Genomic DNA, 16788 nt, shown 5'->3' on the forward strand with positions numbered 1-16788 from the left:
CGCGCATCGCGCACGAGCCAATATTTTGCGGAGTCCTTTCATGTCTGTTCGGGCCGTTCTTTTCGATTTCGATTTGACGCTGGCGGATTCGTCCGCCGCGATCATCGCGTGCACGGAGTACGCGTTGCATCGGCTGGATGCCGCCGGCGCGACGCCGGCGCAGATCAGTGCCGTGATCGGGCTGCCGCTGCACGAGATGTTTTGCTCGCTCACGGGGGAAACCGAGCCGGCGCGGGCTGACGCGTTCGCACGTCACTTCGTGGCGCGGGCCGACGAGATCATGGTGCACGGCACGCGCATCTATCCCGAGGTTCCATCGCTGCTCGCGCGTCTGCGCGAGCAGGGCCTCGCGGTCGCGATCGTATCGTCGAAGTTTCGCTACCGGATCGAGGCGATCCTTGCGCTGAACGAATTGCAAGCGCTCGTCGACGTGCTGATCGGCGGGGAAGACGTGCAGCGTCACAAGCCCGATCCCGAAGGGCTCGTGCTGGCGCTGGCGCGGCTGGGCGTGCCGGCCCGCTCGGCAATCTACGTGGGCGACCACGCGGTGGACGCGCAGGCGGCCGAGCGTGCCGGCGTGGCGTTCGTCGGCGCGGTGACCGGGATGACGTCGTTCGACGGATGGGCACGCGCGGGCAAGCAGGCGGTGGCCACGCATATCGGCGAACTGGACGCGATCGTGCAGCGGATGCAGCGCGATCCGTCCGAAGCATCGGGCTGACGCGCGACCGCGCCGCGATCCCGGCCGGCTGAACCGCTTTCGGCAACAGTCCGGCAGCGCGCGACGGATTCTGCGACCATCGCCGTTAAAGTCATACCCGCCACCCGATCCGTGCCATGTCACTCATTTCCGTCGCCTTCGCCAGCCTCCGGTTCGCGCGCGTGCTGCAGGCCGCCCGAACGCTGTCATACGCCATATCGCTCTCGATCGCCGGTGCGGTGCTCGGCGTGCCGGGCGGCGCGCGTCCGGCCGAAGCCGCCACGCAGCGCGAACGCCTCGATGCGCCGGTCAAGGCCGTCGCCGGCCAGCGCGTGGCCGTCAATACGCCACAGGGCAGCGCGGTGCTGCCCGTCTACGCGGATCGTCCGCTCGACCAGGCCGCGCCCGATGTCACACGCGTCTTCGTCGTGATTCACGGCACGCTGCGCAATGCCGACGCGTATTACGCGTCGGGGCTCAAGGTCGTCGAGCAAGCCGGTGCGCTTGGCAAGGGCACGATGGTCGTCGCGCCGCAGTTCCTGACGCGTGCCGATACGCGCGCGTTTTCGTTGCCCGCGCAGACGCTCGCGTGGACGCAGGAAGGATGGAAGGGCGGCGACGCGGCCCGTCAGCCGGAGCCGGTCAGTTCGTTCGCCGCGCTCGACGCATTGCTCGCGCATTTCGGCGACCGCAGCCTGTATCCCGCGTTGTCGAGCGTGGTCGTGATCGGCCATTCCGCCGGCGCGCAGTTGCTGCAGCGCTATGCGGTGGCCGGGCACGAAGGCGATGCGCTGGAGCGCGCCGGCATCGCCGTGCGCTATGTGGTCGCGAACCCGTCGAGCTACCTGTATTTCGACGACGCACGGCCGGACGGCCAGGCGATCGCAGGCGGAACCTGCCCGAGTGCGACGCAATGGAAATACGGGTTGAAGTCGGCACCGCCCTATGTCGCATCGCAGGACGTGCGCGCGCTCGAAGCGCGCTACGTCGCACGTCGTGTCGTGTACCTGCTCGGCCAGGCCGACACGAACCCGTACACGCATTTCATCGACCGTTCGTGCGCGGCCATGGCGCAAGGCCCGTACCGTCTCGCGCGGGGGCTCGCGTATTTCGACTACCTGAAGAAGCGGCACCCGGCCGATCTCGCCCAGCAGGTCGTCGAAGTACCGGGCGTCGGGCACGACAATCTCGGCATGTTCACGTCCGCCTGCGGGCTGGCCGTGCTGTTCGACCAGACATTGCCGTCATCGTGTCCGGTCGTCACCGGCACCGCGCCGGGCGTGCGCGCGGCGTTGCCGTAAGCGGGGGCGGGAGATCCGCGCCGGCCGGCATCGACCGATCGGAACGATCCACGAACCGGCCGGATCGATGCGTTTCCCTGTCGGCCACGCCCGCGTTCAGGCCGATCGCGATCGGCGCGCGATTGCCGCGCCGCGCGTCATGCCGTTTTTTCCGTGCCGGGCGGCGCGCTTGCATCGAATACCGTCAGGCCTTCCGTCGGGTCCGTCGGCGTGTCCCACGGACGTGCCGCGATGGCCCGTTGCGCGGCCTCGTAGCCGGCCTGCCGGCGGGCCGCGATGCCGTCCGGCGTGAAATCGATGTCTTTCAGCTGATTGTCGCCGGCGAGCCGCGGCGCCGCGAGCTTGACCAGGTGCATCGTGGTTTCGCATCCCCACGCGGCGAGCCGGCGCACGGCCGGCGACGCGCGTTCGGCTTCCGGCACGTGCCGGGCCAGTTCGCGGATCACGTGGCGCAGCCGGTGGATCTGCTGCTGGCGCGCAATGTGGCTGTCGGTGCGGCTCGCATACTGGATATCCTTCTGCCGCTCCGACACCTGCCAGATGCTCTCGGGCTCGGGGCCGGCCGGATTCCACATCTGGACGGAGAAGATGATCGAGCTGCGGCGCGGGTTGTCGTCGAGCACGACCTCGACCGGCGTGTTCGAATACACGCCGCCGTCCCAGTACGGTTCGCCGTCGATCCGGATCGCCGGGAACGCGGGCGGCAGCGCGCCCGAGCTCATGATGTGCTCGATCCCGAGCCGCGTATCGCGCGAATCGAAATAACGCATCGTGCCCGTGCACGCATTGACCGCGCTGACGGTCAGGCGCGGGTGGCCCGCGTTCAGCAGGTCGGGATCGATCAGCGACGCGAGCGTGTCGCGCAGCGGCGCGATCCGGTAATACGATGCGCGATCGACGCCGAGGCGGGCCATCGGCCCGAGCCACGATGCCGGATTGGGCTGGAAGAAGCCCGCGATGCCGCCGCCGATGATCATCAGCTCGGCCAGCGTCCGGTCCCAGCCGGGCAGCAGCGGCGCGGCGTCGAAACGGGTCCGTTCGGTCACGCGGCGCCAGAACGCCGACAGCTTGTCGTAACGCTGCTCCGGCGGGTTTCCGGCGATCAGCGCCGCGTTGATCGCGCCGATCGACGTCCCGACCACCCAGTCGGGCCGGATACCGGCTTCGTCCATCGCCTGAAAGACGCCGAGCTGGAACGCGCCCAGTGCGCCGCCGCCCTGGAGCACGAGCACGACTTGCCCGGGGAGATCCATGCGTGCCGGCTGGCTCGCGGTCATGGCTGGCCTCGCTGCGTGTGACGGTGGGTCGGATCCGAACGGTTCGATTCAGTTTAGGCGATCGACGGCGGGGGACCGCCCCCAAGTGCAACGGGCCGCTGCGTCTGCTTTGCCTGCCGCTTCCGACCCTCAAGTGCGTTAGCCGTGGTGCGCTTGCATGCGGCAGCTCGCGCCGCTTTGGGCCGGGCGACCGCCGGCGTCACGCGTCCGGGTACGGCGTGCCGTCCTTGTGCAGGAACCGGCCGTCGCGGCTCGGGCTCATCATGTCGATGTCCGGGCAGGTGATCACGTCGTCCGGCGAGCGCGAGCCGACCTCGAGATAGACGGCGACCGTATCCGACCGGTTGACCAGGTGATGGCCGTTGCCCGAGCCTTTCGGAAACGCCGCGCAGTCGCCGGCGCGCAGCACGGTTTCGCCGTCGTTCTCGATCATCACGAGTTCGCCTGCGAGCACGTAGACGAATTCGTCTTCATCGGAATGCCAGTGGCGCTGGCTCGACCAGCCGCCCGGCGGTACGCGCATCAGGTTGACGCCGAAATCGCGCAGCCCGCCGGCGTCGCCGACGCGCTGGCGGATGCGCTGCGCGCACGGCGCGTCGAACGGCCGCGGATAGCCGCTGCCGCGGCGTTCGGGCACGGTGCTGAGGTCGATCCTGGGCATGGGCGGCTCCGTCGGCCACGCGGGCGAATGGGATGGGGGCATTGTAGGCGGCGGCGCCCGCCATTCGTCCGCGCGTGTCGCGGTGCGCCGCGTCATTCGACCGTGATGGTCTCCTTCATGAACGGGTGAATCCCGCAGAACACCTTGTAGACGCCCGGCTTGTCGAAGCGGAACGAGTACGTCTCGTCCTGGTCGAGCGCCTTCGAATGAAAGATGCCGGCGTCGTTGACGACGGTGTGCGGCTCCGCGTCGAGGTTCTTCCACGTGATCGTCGTGCCGGCCTTGATCGTGGTCGACATCGGCGAAAACATGAAATTGCGGATCGTCACGAGCGTGCCGTCCGGGCCCTGTGCGAGTGCGGAAAGCGGGGCGGCGGCGCACAGGATCAGCGCCGCGACGACGCTGATTGGCTTGAAGCGGGTCATGTCGGTCTCCTTGCGGTTCGGTGCGTCACGCCAGCGTCGCATCGTGCAGCGACGATGCGACCGGATGGCCCGCGAATTCGACGGTTGTCACGCCGAGCATCGACGGCAGCCGGTCGCGCGGCACGGTGAGCGGCACGGGGCCCGGGCCGTTGCCGGCCGTCGGCTGCGGGAACGCGGTGGAGCGCGCGGTGTGGAACGTCACGTTGCCCTCGACCTTCGACACGATCTGGTGGATGTGCCCGTTCAGCACGGTGACTGAGCCGAAGCGGCGCAGCAGCGCCATCGTCTGCGGTGCGTCGCCGGTGCCCCAGCCCCACGGCTCGTAGATGGTCCACATCGGCATGTGCGAGAACACGACGATCGGCGTGCTCGACGAGCGGCCCTTGAGATCCTGCGCGAGCCACGCGAGCTGGTCGTCGCCGAAGCTGCCGAGCCCGTTCGGCTTGAAATGCATCACGTTGACGAGGCCGATGAAGTGCACGCCCGCGTGATCGAAGCTGTAATACCCGCGGTTGTCCGACGCCTTGCCGAACCGGCCGAAATATTCGGCGCCGGAACCGTCGGTGACGTCGTGCTCGCCGGGCACCGTATGCAGTTCCGGTACGCGCAGCGCGGACAGCAGTTGCGACGCGTGGTCGAACTCCTCGGGCTTGGACAGGTGCGTGATGTCACCGGTATGGATGGCCAGCGCGGGCATCGCCGGCATGCCGTTGACGAGGTCGATCGTCTGCTTCAGCGTGGCCGACACGTCGGGATTCGCGTCCTTGTTGAAGCCGATGTGCGTGTCGCTGATCTGCACGAACAGCGGGCGGCCCGCGTTGGCCGGGAGCGTGTCGCCGGTCTGCGCGAGCGCAAGGTCGAACGGCGTCAGGACGCCGCCCGACAGTGTAAACAGCGTGCCGAGGCCGCCGAAGGCCATGCACTGCAGGGCCTTGCGTCGCGACGGGTTGGTGGGGGTCGATGAAGACATGTGAGCCTCGCATTCGTGTGACGAAACCGGACGGCCGAATCGTCCTGGAAGAAACCGGCGCCTTCGCGTGCCATACCGGCGAAGCGGCGGATTTATTCCCGAGCGGGGATTTATTCCCATGCGTTACAAGGTCGACCACCCGTGTTTGCGGCTTGCGCGGCGCGACGCGATTCCTGACGGATGGCTTGTCAATGTCTTGTAAGTGACACGTCACATTTGCGTCACGACCGATCGATAGCCTGCCACTCCGAGTCACCTCTCCGGAGCCCCTTCATGCCGAATCTCGCGGCAACGGAAACCAGCGGTGCGGTCAGCAACCGCACGCGCACCATCAGCCTCGCGCTGTTTTTTCTGATCATTGCCTGCGGCATCGTCTATGTCGGTGTTCATCTCAGCGCCGACCTCAGTCCCGTCAAGGAAAGCTCGGTCCTCCCGTTCCTGCTGCTGATCGTCGCGCTGCTGATCGCGCTCGGCTTCGAATTCGTCAACGGCTTCCACGACACCGCGAACGCGGTCGCGACCGTCATCTATACCCATTCGCTCGACCCGCACCTGGCGGTCGTCTGGTCGGGCCTCTGGAACCTGTGCGGCGTGCTCGTGTCGAGCGGCGCCGTCGCGTTCGGCATCCTGCAGTTGCTGCCGGTCGAGCTGATCCTGCAGGTGGGCAGCGGCTCGGGGTTCGCGATGGTGTTCTCGCTGCTGATCGCGGCCGTCACGTGGAACCTCGCGACCTGGTATTTCGGGCTGCCGTCGTCGAGTTCGCACACGCTCGTCGGCTCGATCATCGGCGTCGGGCTGATGAACCAGATCGTCAGCGGCCCGTCGGGCACGAGCGGTGTCGACTGGAACCAGGCGCTCGGCGTCGGCAAGGCGCTGCTGTTTTCGCCGCTGATCGGCTTCGTGCTGTCCGCGCTCGTGCTGCTGCTGTTGAAGGCGCTCGTGCGCGTGCCGGCGCTGTACCAGGAGCCGAAGGGCAACAAGCCGCCGCCGTTCTGGATCCGCCTGCTGCTGATCCTCACCTGCACGGGCGTGTCGTTCGCGCACGGTTCGAACGACGGGCAGAAGGGCATGGGGCTGATCATGCTGATCCTGATCGGCGTGATGCCGACCGCCTACGCGCTGAACAAGGCCGTGACGCCCGACCAGACGAGCACGTTCGTCGCGGTCGCGCGTCACGCGTCGACGACGCTCGTCAAGTACGCGGATCCGGTCGCGCAGTCGTCCGACCCGCGCGCCGACGTCGAGGCGTACGTGCGCACGCACAAGCTGTCGCCCGCGACGATCCCGGCATTGGGCAAGCTCACCGACACGATCGCCGACCAGGTCGCGCAGGCCGGCGGCATCTCGAGCGTGCCGCAGAACCTCGTCGACAACGTGCGCAACAACATGTATGTCGCGTCCGAGGCGATCCGGCTGATGGAGAAGGCGAAGACGCCGGCGTTCTCGGTCGAGGACGCGAGCGCGCTCGAAGCGTTCAAGAAGCAGATGGACCGCGCGACGAAATTCATCCCGACCTGGGTGAAGGTCGCGGTCGCGATCGCGCTCGGCCTCGGCACGATGGTCGGCTGGAAGCGGATCGTCGTGACGGTCGGCGAGAAGATCGGCAAGTCGCACCTGACGTACGGGCAGGGCGCATCGGCCGAGGCCGTTGCGATGCTGACGATCGGGATGGCCGACGCATACGGGCTGCCGGTGTCGACGACGCACGTGCTCGCGTCGGGCGTGGCCGGCACGATGACGGCGAGCGGCTCGGGCCTGCGCTGGGATACCGTGCGCAACCTCGTGCTCGCATGGGTGCTGACGCTGCCCGCGTCGATTGCCCTGTCGGCCGTCCTGTACTGGGCGCTGCACGGACTGTTCTGACCCGCGCCGGGGGGCGCGACGTCCGGCCGCGCGACGCGCGGCCGGTCCCATCGATTTTCAATTCAACACAAGACGCTACCGATGGATATCAGTTTCGATCCGAACCGCACCGCGAACGCCTCGGCGTGGCGCGTGCTACCCAACCGCTGGGATGCCGTCGCGTTTCCGCTGATCATCTGCCTGCTCGCGATGACGATCATCGGCTTTCACCAGACGATGGCGCCGATCGGCGTGCTGCAGACCCAGAAGATCTCGCTCGATCCTTCCAACCTGCCCGAATACGCGCTGCGCACCACGCTGCGGATGCTCGCCGCGATGGTCGCGTCGCTCGTGTTCACGCTCGTCTACGGCACGCTCGCCGCGAAGAGCCGCCGCGCGGGCATGGTGCTGATCCCGATCCTCGACATCCTGCAGTCGGTGCCGGTGCTCGGCTACATCTCGTTCACCGTCACGTTCTTCATCGCGCTGTTCCCGGGCCGCGTGCTCGGCGCGGAGCTCGCGGCGATCTTCGCGATCTTCACGAGCCAGGCGTGGAACATGACGTTCAGCTTCTACCAGTCGCTGCGCACGGTGCCGCGCGATCTGCATGAAGTGTCGCGCGGCTTTCACCTGACGGCCTGGCAGCGCTTCTGGAAGCTCGAGGTACCGTTCTCGATGCCGGGGCTGATCTGGAACATGATGATGTCGATGTCGGGCGGCTGGTTCTTCGTCGTCGCGTCGGAGGCCATCACGGTCGGCAACCAGACCATCACGTTGCCGGGGATCGGCGCGTATCTCGCACAGGCGATTTCGGACAAGAACCTCGGCGCGGTCGGCTGGGTGATCGTCGCGATGACGGTCGTGATCCTCGCGTACGACCAGTTGCTGTTCCGCCCGCTCGTCGCGTGGGCCGACAAGTTCCGGATGGAGAACACCGCATCGGGCGACGCGCCGCAGTCCTGGCTGCTCGACATGATGCGTCGCACGCACCTGATCCACCAGTTGCTCGTGCCGGCCGGCTGGCTGCTGTCGCAGGCCGCGCGGATTCCGTTGCGCCTGCCGTCGTTCAAGGGCACCGGTGCGCGCGGCGCATCGCGCCGCCGGTCGTCGCGAATCGGGGACATCGTCTGGGGCGTGCTGGTCATCCTGTTGACGGTGTATGTGGTGTGGCGCGTCGTTACCTTCGTGTCGACCGGCGTGACGATGGCCGAAGTCGGGCACGTGCTGGTGCTTGGCCTCATCACGCTGCTGCGCGTGCTGCTGCTGATCCTGATCGCATCGGTGATCTGGGTGCCGCTCGGCGTGTGGATCGGGCTGCGCCCGGCGCTGGCCGAGAAGATCCAGCCGCTTGCGCAGTTCCTCGCTGCCTTCCCGGCGAACCTGCTGTTCCCGGTGTTCGTGATCGTGATCGTCCGCTTTCACCTGAATGCGGACATCTGGCTGTCGCCGCTGATCGTGCTCGGTACGCAGTGGTACATCCTGTTCAACGTGATCGCCGGGGCGATGTCCTATCCGAACGACTACAAGGAAGTGACGAAGAACTTCCATATCCGCGGCAAGCAGTGGTGGCGGCAGGCGATCCTGCCGGGCATCTTCCCGTACTACGTGACCGGTGCGATCACTGCATCGGGCGGCGCGTGGAACGCGAGCATCGTGTCCGAGTTCGTGCAGTGGGGCGATACGAAGGTCGTCGCGCACGGCCTCGGCGCATACATCGCGCAAACGACTGCCGCCGGCGATTTCCCGAAGATCATCCTGGGCATCGCCGTGATGTCCCTGTTCGTTACCCTGTTCAACCGTCTGCTGTGGCGTCCGATGTACGCCTATGCGGAAGCCCGGCTCCGTCTCGATTGAGAGTAAGCGCGATGCAAAATCCGAATGTCATGAATGCCCCCGTCCAGACGAACCAGGCGGCCCAGCCGCCGCGTCTTGGCGACGAAATCCTGCGCGTCGAGCACGTCAGCCGCGGTTTCAACAAGTCGCAAGGCGAGCTGCTGGTGCTCGACGATGCGAACCTGTCGCTGCGCGAAGGCGAGATCGTCGGGCTGCTCGGCCGTTCCGGCTCGGGCAAGTCGACGCTGCTGCGGATCATCGCCGGCCTGATCGAGCCGACCGGCGGCGAGGTGTCCTATCTCGGCAAGCCGCTGGACGGTCCGGCCGAAGGTGTTGCGATGGTGTTCCAGACCTTCGCGCTGTTCCCGTGGCTCACCGTGCTGCAGAACGTGGAAGCCGGCCTCGAGGCGCTCGGTGTCGACGCACGCCAGCGGCGCGAGCGTGCGCTGGCCGCGATCGACCTGATCGGTCTCGACGGTTTCGAGAACGCGTATCCGCGCGAGCTGTCGGGCGGCATGCGCCAGCGTGTGGGCTTTGCGCGCGCGCTCGTCGTCGATCCGACGATCCTGCTGATGGACGAGCCGTTCTCGGCGCTCGACGTGCTGACCGCCGAGACGCTGCGTACCGACCTGCTTGACCTGTGGACGCAGGGTCGGATGCCGATCAAGTCGGTGCTGATCGTTACGCACAACATCGAGGAAGCCGTGTTCATGTGCGACCGGATCCTCGTGCTGTCGTCGAACCCGGGCCGCGTGATCGCCGAGATCAAGGTGCCGTTCAAGCATCCGCGCAATCGACTCGACACCGATTTCCGCAAGCTCGTCGACGACATCTACGCGAAGATGACGGCGCGTGCGACCAACGAGGCGACGAAGAAGGGGCTCGAGCTCGGCAGCTGGCTGCCGCGTGTGTCGACCAACCTGATGTCCGGCCTGATCGAGACGCTCGCGATGGCGCCGTACCACGGCCGCGCGGACATGCCGGAAATCGCGCGCACGCTGCATCTGGAAGTCGACGAACTGTTCCCGATCGCCGAAGTGCTGCAGTACCTCGGTTTCGCGGACGTGCGGGAAGGCGACGTGTTCCTCACGCCGCCCGCGCGCGTGTTCGCGGAATTCGGCACGCAGGAGCGCAAGCTGATGTTCGCGGATCACCTGTTGAAGCACGTGCCGCTGGCCGCGCGGATCCGCAAGGTGCTGAACGAACGTCCGGGCCATCGTGCGCCGCGCGTGCGCTTCGAGCAGGAACTGGAGGATTTCCTGTCCGACGAAGCGGCAGAGGAAACGCTCGACGCGGTGATCGACTGGGGCCGTTACGGGGAAGTGTTCTCGTATAACGACAAGACCGAGGTGTTCAGTCTTGAGGATGTCGAGAGCTGAAGCCTGCGCCCGAATGGCGAGCTATCGTCATTCGGGCAAATCCCGCTGACTGATATCCGGCTCGCTCCCCCCGGAATTCAGATGCTCGATCTTCTCCATCCGCTGCCGCGCCAGTTCCGGCAACTGGTTCGTCACGCCGATCACGAGTGCTTCAGCGAGCGCGAGCGCCGGCACGTTGGTCTGTAGCATCGCGAACGGCTGCCCCCGGATACGCAGCACGATCTCCGCGAATTCGCCGATAGGCGAGTGCCATTCGTCCGTGATCAGCAGCACGCGCGTATCGAGCCGATGCGCAGCCTGCGCGAACCGGATGCTGTCCCGTTGATAGCGGCGAAAATCGAAAATGACGAGCACGTCGCCGGGCCCCATGTCCGCCAACGCGACCGACGCGAGATTCACATTCGGTTCGATATACTGAACATGTGGCCGCGCGTACGCGAGCGTGAACGAAAACAGCGACGCGAGCGGTGCCGTGTAACGCCCGCCGCCGCAAAAGACGCGCACATCCGGATCGGCCAGCAGCGCCACGGCTGCGTCGAATGCGGCCGCATCGAGCCCGTCGATCGTGGTCGCGAGCGACTCGGACAGCCGCTGGAAAATCGCCGCATGGCTGTCGCGCATGCCCGTTTCCGAGTGGAACGCATCCATCCGTGCGAGCGGCGAATTCATCGCGGTGTCGATCTCGCCGTACAGCGCCTGCTGGAACGACGAGTAGTTGGGAAACCCGATCCGGACGACGAAGCGGAACACGGTCGGGTCGCTGACTTCCGCCTGCTTCGCAAACTGGGCGATGGGTCCGAGCCCGAGACTGGGATAACGATCCAGCAACGCCTGCGCGACCTTCTGTTCCGACGGCGTGAAGCTATCCATCTGGGATAACAGCAACGCCCTGATGCTCGTCCCCATCGGGCACTCCAGCTTTCTGATCTGAATGACAAACGGCAGACGGGTGTCTGCCGGCGACTCCATGCATGTTAGCCGATCGACGTGCGGCAGGCCGCCTGCGGCTCGAAATTAGAGGGACGCATCATTCGATTGCCTGGTGCGTCGGTCCATGTAATAAAACAAACATACATCGAAATCCGCCCCCGGGAACAATCGCCATATATTCAGTGATTACCCTAGGTTTTAGCGCAAAAAGACGAGTGCTATGATCGCGGCCTCGCCGGGATGTATTGTTTATTACATGTCGAACTGGCAGCGTCGGCACGCGATCACGCGGCGGCGCATCCCGGCCTGGCCCGGTTTTTTTGTCTGGAGGATCCCGTCATGAGGCGGCTCGTAGTACTCACCCTGTTGTCGGCCATGAGCGTGTGCACGTTCGCCGCTTCGGACCCCGCGGTTGAAGCGAAGAACGGCATGGTCGTGTCCTCGCAGCATTTCGCGTCGCAAATCGGCGTCGACATCCTGAAGGAAGGCGGCAACGCGGTGGACGCCGCGGTAGCAGTCGGCTATGCGCAGGCCGTGACCAACCCGTGCTGCGGCAACATCGGCGGCGGCGGCTTCATGACCGTGCACCTGGCCGACGGCCGCGACCGCTTCATCAATTTCCGCGAGACGGCGCCGGCCGCGGCATCGGCGAACATGTATCTCGACGCGAAGGGCAACGTCATTCAGGACGACAGCCTGTACGGCTATCGCGCCGTCGGCGTGCCGGGCACGGTCGCCGGCCTCGATCTCGCGCAGCGCAAGTACGGCAAGCTGACGCGCAAGCAGGTGATGGCGCCGGCAATCCGGCTCGCGCGCGACGGCTTCGTGCTGACGCGCGCCGATACGGACATCCTCGATACGACGATCGACCGCTTCAAGACGGACCCGGATGCGGCCCGCATCTTCCTGCGACCGGACGGCTCGCCGCTGCAGCCGGGCGATCGCCTGGTGCAGAAGGACCTGGCCCGCACGCTCGAGCGCATCGCGGAGCAGGGCCCCGACGCGTTCTATCACGGCGAGATCCCGAAGATCGTCGAGGCCGCGGCCAGGAAGGGCGGCGGCCTGATCACGGCAGCCGATTTCGCGTCGTACCGCGCGCAGGACATGGCGCCGCTGACGTGCACGTATCGCGGCTACGAGTTCGTGTCGGCTCCGCCGCCGAGCTCGGGCGGCGTGACGATGTGCGAGACGCTGAACATCCTCGAAGGGTACGACATGCGCAAGCTTGGCTACCATTCGGCCGCGGCGGTTCACTACATGACCGAAGCGATGCGCCATGCGTATGAAGACCGCAACACGCTGCTCGGCGACCCGAACTTCATCGACAACCCGGTCGCGAAGCTGACGAGCAAGGACTACGCGGCGCAAATCCGCAAGAGCATCCATGCCGATACGGCAACGCCGTCGGTCGACGTGCAGCCGGGCGTCGGCGTGCACGAGAAGCCGGAGACGACGCATTACTCGATCATCGACAAGGACGGCAACGCGGTATCGACGACCTACACGGTCAACGGTCGCTTCGGCGCCGTGGTCATCGCGCCGGGCACGGGCTTCTTCCTGAACGACGAGATGGACGACTTCACCGTGAAGGTCGGCGCGCAGAACCTGTTCGGTCTCGTGCAGGGCACGCGCAACTCGATCGCACCGGGCAAGCGTCCGCTGTCGTCGATGGCGCCGACCATCGTGAAGAAGGACGGCAAGGTGTTCATGGTGGTCGGCTCGCCGGGCGGCTCGCGCATCATCACGATCACGCTGCAGACGGTGCTGAACGTGATCGACTACGGGATGACGCCGCAGGACGCGGTCACCGCGCCGCGCATCCACCACCAGTGGCTGCCCGACGAGGTCTATTACGAAACCTACGGACTGTCGCCCGACACGCTCGCGATCCTGCGCAACATGGGCTACAAGATGGTCGAGCAGACGCCGTGGGGCGCCGCCGAGCTGATCATGGTCGGCCTGCCGGGTACCGAAGCGGCGAGCCGCCAGAGTTCCGGGAACGATTCGTCCGTGTCCGGTAACGTGCGGGTCGGTTTCATCTACGGCTACAACGACCCGCGCCGTCCGGCCGGTTCGGCGATCGGTTACTGACCTGATCGGATTGCATCAAGCTGAATCGCTGCCGCCGGCGTTCGCCTCCGAGCGAATGCCGTTGCGGCGGCAGCACGTCAGTTCGCGGACATCCGCGAGCCTGACCGGCGCCGGCGCCCGTGCCCGACACACCGGGCACGACCGGCTTGCCACGCGCGCCCCCTGGCACGGCACGGGATGCGCGCCTTTCATCCGTCAACATCTTCCCGTGCATCGAATTCCGTTATGAACAAACGAATGTCCGCGGCAGGCTGGATCCTGCTCGCGATGGCGGCCGGCATCCTGATCGGCTACATGATCTATACGCAACTGCCGGACAAGCAGGCCGCGACGGAGATCGCCGGCTACATCTCGCTGGTGTCCGACGTGTTCCTGCGACTGATCAAGATGGTGATCGGCCCGCTGGTGTTCTCGACGCTGGTCGTCGGCATCGCGCACATGGGCGACGCGTCGTCGGTGGGCCGCGTGTTCGTGAAGGCGCTCGGCTGGTTCGTCACCGCGTCGCTGATCTCGCTGCTGCTCGGGCTGCTGATGGCGAACCTGCTGCGCCCGGGCGAGAACCTCGGGCTGCCGCTGCCGGATATCGGTGCGTCCGCGCATCTCGCGACGTCGAAGTTCACGCTGAAGGATTTCGTCGGTCACATGGTGCCGAAGTCGATCGCCGAAGCGATGGCGAACAACGAGATCCTGCAGATCGTCGTGTTCTCGATGTTCTTCGGCGTGGCGCTCGCGTCGCTCGGCGAACGCGGCAAGATCCTCGTCGCGGCGATCGACCAGCTCGCGCACGTGATGCTGAAGATCACCGGCTACGTGATGAAGCTCGCGCCGCTCGCGGTGCTGGCGGCGATGGCGTCGACCGTCGCGATCAACGGCCTGTCGATCCTGCTGAAGTTCGCGGTGTTCATGGGCGACTTCTATCTGAGCCTGTTCCTGCTGTGGGGCACGCTCGTCGCCGCCGGACTGCTGTTCCTCGGCCGCCGCGTGTTCAAGCTGCTGGTGCTGATCAAGGAAGCGTTCATGCTGTCGTTCGCGACCGCAAGCTCGGAAGCCGCGTATCCGAAGATCCTCGATGCGCTCGACCGGTTCGGCGTGCGCCGCAAGATCTCGAGCTTCGTGATGCCGATGGGCTATTCGTTCAACCTCGACGGCTCGATGATGTACTGCACGTTCGCGTCGCTGTTCATCGCGCAGGCATACGGCATTCACCTGTCGCTCGGCACGCAGGTCACGATGCTGCTGATTCTGATGCTGACGTCGAAAGGCATGGCCGGCGTGCCGCGTGCGTCGCTCGTCGTGATCGCCGCGACGCTGCACCAGTTCAACATCCCGGAAGCGGGGCTGCTGCTGATTCTGGGCGTCGATACGTTCCTCGACATGGGCCGCTCGGCCACGAACGCGGTGGGCAACTCGATCGCCAGCGCGGTGGTCGCGAAATGGGAAGGCGAGCTGATGCCGGAAGCGGAAGCCGAAGCGAATGCGGCGCGGCTGGATGCGGAAGCCGAAGCGCGGATGAGCGAGGCGGTCCGCGATATGGATCGCGTCACCACTGCCTGAAGCGGAATCCCGGGCCGAATTCCCGGCCCTCAGGCCGCCTCGGCGGGGCGGGCCGCGTCGATGCACGCGGCCAGCACCATCGCGGCGGCGTTGCCCGGCGTCGAGCCGAGCAATTGCGGCGCAAAGACGCTGTCGCCGATCTCGATCGGCTGCCCCGACAGCGCGCACACGCCGCGCTTGCGCGTGGTGAACAGCCGCCACTTCTGGTAACCGTAGTGCCCCGTGCAGGCGTCGCACCATGAAATCATCACGGTGTCGGCCGTGGGCCGTTCGAGCACGCTGATGGACGGCTTGCTCGTCGCGTCCCACGACGGCAGCCGGTCGCGCGTGACGCTGCGCCGCCGCGGCACGCCCCACGAGACGGACGGCATGTCGAAGCTGCCGATCGCGGCGACGGTCACGAGCCAGGGCGCTATACGGTTGTTCATGTCAGTTTTCCTCTAAACGTTACGCGACACCGCCACGTGCGGCATCACGACAGGCGGATGCGCGGCTGTACGCAGCCGTTGATCCGTTCGGCGATCCACAGCAGGGTCGCCTTGGGGAAGCCGTGCAGCGCCTGCTGGTGCCGCCGGTAGAGCATCAGGTGGCTGAACTGCGCGAAGCGCCCCTGGATGAAGCCGCCGCGAAAGAACCCGAACTGCCCGAGCGTGCCGAACGCGTCGTAGTCGCTGATCGACACGAGCGCGCCGAAATCGTGGAACGCGAACGGCGGAATCGGCGTGCCGTCGAGCCACGCAGGCAGGTGCTTCGCGAGATGCTCGGCCTGCTGCGTCGCGACTTGCGCGGTTGGCGGCAGCGGCCGTTCGTGGCCGTCGGGCAACAGGCTCGCGCAATCGCCGATCGCGAACACGTGCTCGTCGCCCGTGGCCTGCAGCGTCGGCCCGACCACGAGCTGGTTCGCACGATTCGTGTCGAGCCCGTCGAGCGCCTGCATGAAATCGGGCGCCTTCACGCCAGCCGCCCAGACCATCAGGTCCGCTTCCGCAAACGAGCCGTCGCCGTAGTGGAAGCCGTTCGCGTCGGCTGCCGTGACGCGCGTCGACGTCAACACATGAAAGCCGATCTGTTCGAGCCGCCGCTGCGCCGACGCGGAAATCCTCGGCGGAAACGCGGCGAGGATGCGCGGGCCGCTTTCGAGCAGCGTGAGCTGCAGCCGCTCGCGCACCCTCGCGTCGCCATACGCTTGTCCCACTTCCAGCAACCGGCTCAGCTCCGCCGAGAGCTCCACGCCGGTCGCACCCGCGCCGACGATCGCGACGCGCAGTGCTTCGTCGCGCGCGACGCTGCGAAATACGCGCATCCGCAACGCTTCGTTGAAGGTCTCGGCCTGCTGCTGGCTGTCGATGAAATAGCAGTGCTCGCGCACGCCCGGCACGCCGAAATCGTTGGCCTGGCTGCCGAGCGCGAGGATCAGCACGTCGTATTCGAGTTCGCGCGCGTCGAGCATCAGCTCACCGTCCTGCGCGCGGATCTCGCCGAGCTGCACGCGGCGGCGTGCGCGATCGAGCCCCTTCAGTTCGCCGGGCTGGTACGTGTAGCCGTGGTCGCGTGCATGGGCGAGGAAGATCACCTGCTGCTGCTGGACGTCGCGCGTACCGGCCGCGATCGTGTGCAGCATGGGTTTCCAGATGTGGGTCGGGCTGCGGTCGACGACGGTGACCTGCGCGCGCCCGGACCGGCCGAGGCGCTCGCCCAGGCGGGTGGCGAGCTGCAGTCCGGCGATCCCGCCGCCGACGATGACGATGCGTGTAGGGGTTGTCATGTATAAATCATCACGTGATGAATAAGGTATGATCCTAGCGCTTCCCGGCTTCGCGTGTCA

General features: G+C 66.4%; 14 protein-coding genes. 7 read left to right on the plus strand and 7 right to left on the minus strand.

Annotation, left to right across the window (positions count from 1 at the left end; genetic code table 11):
* Nucleotides 1-40: 40 nt before the first annotated feature.
* Both ACN8ZM_RS20725 and ACN8ZM_RS20730 read left to right on the plus strand, forming a co-directional pair.
* On the plus strand, nt 41-721 hold the full coding sequence (locus ACN8ZM_RS20725) for an HAD family hydrolase (RefSeq protein ID WP_420212236.1): 681 nt from the start codon (nt 41-43) through the stop codon (nt 719-721).
* 116 nt (nt 722-837) lie between these two features.
* Entirely contained in the window at nt 838-2001 is a 1164-nt protein-coding gene (locus ACN8ZM_RS20730) for an alpha/beta fold hydrolase (protein WP_420212237.1), read from the plus strand.
* Nucleotides 2002-2138: 137 nt separating this feature from the next.
* On the opposite strand, the gene ACN8ZM_RS20735 is transcribed toward ACN8ZM_RS20730, so the two are convergent.
* From ACN8ZM_RS20735 to ACN8ZM_RS20750, 4 genes are all read right to left on the minus strand, one after another.
* A complete protein-coding gene (locus ACN8ZM_RS20735) occupies nt 2139-3278 on the minus strand; it encodes a patatin-like phospholipase family protein (protein WP_089452357.1) in 1140 nt (379 codons plus the stop codon).
* A gap of 199 nt (nt 3279-3477) precedes the next feature.
* Nucleotides 3478-3939, minus strand: coding sequence for a cupin domain-containing protein (locus ACN8ZM_RS20740; protein ID WP_043179736.1), 462 nt, complete (start codon nt 3937-3939; stop codon nt 3478-3480).
* Nucleotides 3940-4031: 92 nt separating this feature from the next.
* A complete protein-coding gene (locus ACN8ZM_RS20745; RefSeq protein ID WP_301767963.1) occupies nt 4032-4364 on the minus strand; it encodes a cupredoxin domain-containing protein in 333 nt (110 codons plus the stop codon).
* 25 nt (nt 4365-4389) lie between these two features.
* Entirely contained in the window at nt 4390-5334 is a 945-nt protein-coding gene (locus tag ACN8ZM_RS20750; RefSeq protein ID WP_043179734.1) for a metallophosphoesterase family protein, read from the minus strand.
* Nucleotides 5335-5607: 273 nt separating this feature from the next.
* Here ACN8ZM_RS20750 and ACN8ZM_RS20755 point away from each other — a divergent pair, with 273 nt between their 5' ends.
* The 3 genes from ACN8ZM_RS20755 (at nt 5608) to ACN8ZM_RS20765 (ending at nt 10388) form a co-directional block, all read left to right on the plus strand.
* The gene (locus ACN8ZM_RS20755) at nt 5608-7197 is read left to right on the plus strand and encodes an inorganic phosphate transporter (protein ID WP_043179730.1); all 1590 of its coding nucleotides are present in this window, start codon (nt 5608-5610) and stop codon (nt 7195-7197) included.
* Nucleotides 7198-7278: 81 nt separating this feature from the next.
* Nucleotides 7279-9030 carry an ABC transporter permease gene (locus ACN8ZM_RS20760; protein WP_043179728.1) on the plus strand — a complete coding sequence of 584 codons (1752 nt, stop codon included), beginning with the start codon at nt 7279-7281 and terminating at the stop codon, nt 9028-9030.
* Between the two features lie 11 nt (nt 9031-9041).
* Entirely contained in the window at nt 9042-10388 is a 1347-nt protein-coding gene (locus ACN8ZM_RS20765; RefSeq protein ID WP_043179726.1) for an AAA-associated domain-containing protein, read from the plus strand.
* Nucleotides 10389-10415: 27 nt separating this feature from the next.
* Here the strand turns inward: ACN8ZM_RS20765 and ACN8ZM_RS20770 are convergent, their stop codons facing one another.
* On the minus strand, nt 10416-11294 hold the full coding sequence (locus tag ACN8ZM_RS20770; RefSeq protein WP_420212238.1) for a MurR/RpiR family transcriptional regulator: 879 nt from the start codon (nt 11292-11294) through the stop codon (nt 10416-10418).
* Between the two features lie 363 nt (nt 11295-11657).
* On the opposite strand from ACN8ZM_RS20770, the gene ggt reads away from it, so the two are divergent.
* Together ggt and ACN8ZM_RS20780 are read left to right on the plus strand one after the other, a co-directional pair.
* Complete coding sequence (gene ggt / locus ACN8ZM_RS20775) at nt 11658-13409, plus strand: gamma-glutamyltransferase (protein WP_301767960.1); 1752 nt, start codon at nt 11658-11660, stop codon at nt 13407-13409.
* Nucleotides 13410-13634: 225 nt separating this feature from the next.
* A complete protein-coding gene (locus ACN8ZM_RS20780; RefSeq protein WP_420212239.1) occupies nt 13635-14963 on the plus strand; it encodes a dicarboxylate/amino acid:cation symporter in 1329 nt (442 codons plus the stop codon).
* A gap of 29 nt (nt 14964-14992) precedes the next feature.
* Here the strand turns inward: ACN8ZM_RS20780 and ACN8ZM_RS20785 are convergent, their stop codons facing one another.
* Together ACN8ZM_RS20785 and ACN8ZM_RS20790 are read right to left on the minus strand one after the other, a co-directional pair.
* Nucleotides 14993-15391, minus strand: coding sequence for a DUF3331 domain-containing protein (locus tag ACN8ZM_RS20785; protein ID WP_043179670.1), 399 nt, complete (start codon nt 15389-15391; stop codon nt 14993-14995).
* A 44-nt stretch (nt 15392-15435) separates the two neighbouring features.
* The gene (locus ACN8ZM_RS20790) at nt 15436-16728 is read right to left on the minus strand and encodes an NAD(P)/FAD-dependent oxidoreductase (protein WP_089452363.1); all 1293 of its coding nucleotides are present in this window, start codon (nt 16726-16728) and stop codon (nt 15436-15438) included.
* Nucleotides 16729-16788 lie beyond the last annotated feature (60 nt).

The organism is Burkholderia aenigmatica (genome assembly GCF_048627025.1).
Lineage (GTDB): Bacteria > Pseudomonadota > Gammaproteobacteria > Burkholderiales > Burkholderiaceae > Burkholderia > Burkholderia aenigmatica.